Raw genomic sequence first — 2,559 nt, forward strand, 5'->3', positions numbered from 1 at the left:
GCAGTAAAAAGTTTCGCCGCTTACTCTGGCGAAACAAGATTATCCAAAGCATGAGTCGCAGAGGCTGCTGCTATGATAATTCGCCGATGGAACGGGTATTCCGGAGTCTGAAAAGTGAATGGGTTCCCCCAGAAGGCTATCAGGATATGCATGAAGCGATAAGAGATATCACGCAATATCTGGGTGGATATTATAATTACATTCGCCCCCATAGTTTTAATGGAGGCATTTCTCCCGTTGAATACGAGAAGCAATGGGAAAAGGCTAAAATGGTGTCCGGAATTTCTTGACCGCTACACCACATTCCCAACACGCCTTCGCTGCCATCCTTGCGCGGATAGCACAGCTTCACCCCTGTTCTGTCCGGCAGATAGAGCGTCGCTCTGGTTCGCGACTCCGCCAACGCAAAATTGGCATAAAAATTAATTTTCCCTGATCCATCCAACAGCCCTTTCAGGCCATTCTTGCTGATTTCCAACGGATTCAGTGAAGCTTTAGCTCCCGCGCCGTAAGACCAGCGCATCAGTTGTGATTGTGAATCAAACGCAATATGTTCCCCTTCATACGGCGATGTTTTCAGGTTGTTATTCAGGTCCTGCGCCCACTTCCCCCAAACACCACTGTGATCATCAATCAACTTCACATCCAGTACCGTTAATGAAGGTTTGAGTTTTTTAATTTGCGATTCCAGCTTCTGCCCATCTATTTCCATACGGGTACGGCTATTGCCCTCTTTGTCGGTATACGCCACTTCCCGCAGGAAGCTTTTACCACCGCTTTTCTTGTCCTGATCATTCAGCTTATAGCGCCGCCAGTGGCTTTTAATTTTGTCCGACCTAACATAGGTGTATTTGTAACCCTGATAGCCTTTATCCATCGCTATCAGTTCCGTGATACCAATCACGCTTTTTTTAGCGTTTTCATCCAATAACGTAGTTTTGGGTAAATTTTCCGGCGGACTTAATGTGGTTAGCTGATTGCGTAATCGTTCACAAGCCCCATTCAATTCGTCATAAGCGGCTTTTAGCTGCACTTCTTGCCCGCAAGCAGGCGCCATTGTCTGCTGAATACACTGTTCTGTCAGAGCGCTTAACCGCTGTTCTGCCTCAATGCGCTGTTCCACGCAGCGACTCAAAAAGTTATGTTCCTCCACCAAGGAGTGGACATCTTCTTTATCCACAAAAATCAAGGTTTCACTGTCAGGGTGAAAATAAATTGCGGGCTCCGCTTTTATATACACATCGGTGTTCTGCGGTTTTACCCCTGTTTTTCCGGTCGATACAGCCATACGGTTTTCCTCTCAGTAAGTTAAAAGTGTTCAATATTCAGTTTGTCCGGCGTGGCGGTATGAATTTCAACGGTTTTACCGTTTTCATCACTCATCCCTTCAAACACTTGTCCATCTGCGGTGGTTATGCGGTAACGCCTGTGAGGTAAAATTTGCCCGCTGTCCTGATCTTTTAAGGTAAAAAAACCACTGTATCCCCGTGGCAGCACCGACGCTGGAGCATGAATATTCTCAGCCCCCATCTTTTGTATATTGGCCGCTTTCAACAGAATGTTGCCCGGGCAACCTAATTCAATATTGCCGTCTTTAATCCGAATATAACCACCGCCGCTGGACAGTACGATTTCCCGACTGGCATTGATCGTGACCTTTCCCTCTGCACTGGTTATGTCAATATCCTTTTTAGCCAGCACTGACAATTCATCATCCTGTGCCTGTATCTCCAGCTTTCCCTGATGAGCAAACAATTTCATGCCTGACCTTTGCGCAAACAGACTCACTGACTCACCACCAACAGCAGTAATGTCTTTCAATGCGCTGATATCGACATTTTTCCCCGCTATCACCCCGACACTGTGGTGACCCGATGCCACTCTGACCGTTTCAGGGCTGATAATCCCTATCCCTTGTGGTGCATGCATCAGAATCCCCGGCTTTTTCAGCCCTTCCAGCACTTGGTTAAGAACGGCCTGTCCTGCCGAGTCCCCCGGTTTACCCTGGCCAATTTCAGCTGCCTTCGATAAGGATTTAGCGATAGACAGAGCTGTTTCTAATTGCTCTATCACTGCCGACATATCCAGTTGCTGACCCGACGCTTTAACCTGCTGATCCGCGCTGATAAACAACCCCTTCCCGGCCCGGATCGCTCCCCAGTCGTCAGTGCGCAACTCAAACCCTTCACCGCGCTTGTTGGGATGCGGTCGCTGTCCATCCACCAGATGGCCCAGATTGAGCTGGCTTTTACCGCCATATTCGGTACTCAGTTTGATGTGCTCTTTGCCGCGATCATCGTCCATGCGCAGTTTGTTGTTGGCCGGCGTGCGCAACACGTTGCGTCTGTAGTTGTAGCGGGTTACATGATCTTCATGCCGCGAGTCATGCAACGCATGGGCGATATAGGGCCGGTCCGGGTTACCCTGTTCAAACGCGATCGCCACTTCGGTTCCCTGGAGCAGCGGCCAGTGGAAACCGTAGSTGTTACCGGCATACGGGCGGGCTAAACGCACCCACAGGCTTTCGCCTCCCAGCGGCCACTCATCCAAATCAAAATC

The 2,559-nt window shown here is 49.2% G+C and carries 3 protein-coding genes; 1 reads left to right on the plus strand and 2 read right to left on the minus strand.

The window, feature by feature from the left end:
• A partial coding sequence (locus D3222_RS24160; RefSeq protein ID WP_157975380.1) for an integrase core domain-containing protein occupies positions 1-290 on the plus strand: 290 nt, incomplete at its 5' end.
• Here D3222_RS24160 and D3222_RS25740 read toward each other — a convergent pair.
• Together D3222_RS25740 and D3222_RS24170 are read right to left on the minus strand one after the other, a co-directional pair.
• Positions 197-1,288, minus strand: a complete 1,092-nt coding sequence (locus tag D3222_RS25740) for a hypothetical protein (protein WP_198672925.1) — start codon at positions 1,286-1,288, stop codon at positions 197-199. The two genes, D3222_RS24160 and D3222_RS25740, sit on opposite strands and share 94 nt — an antisense overlap.
• Positions 1,289-1,308: 20 nt before the next feature.
• Positions 1,309-2,559, minus strand: a 1,251-nt coding sequence (locus tag D3222_RS24170) for a DUF2345 domain-containing protein (RefSeq protein WP_157975440.1), incomplete at its 5' end; no start/stop codon positions are given.

The sequence above is a fragment of the Photorhabdus sp. CRCIA-P01 genome, from assembly GCF_003545805.1.
Lineage (GTDB): Bacteria > Pseudomonadota > Gammaproteobacteria > Enterobacterales > Enterobacteriaceae > Photorhabdus > Photorhabdus antumapuensis.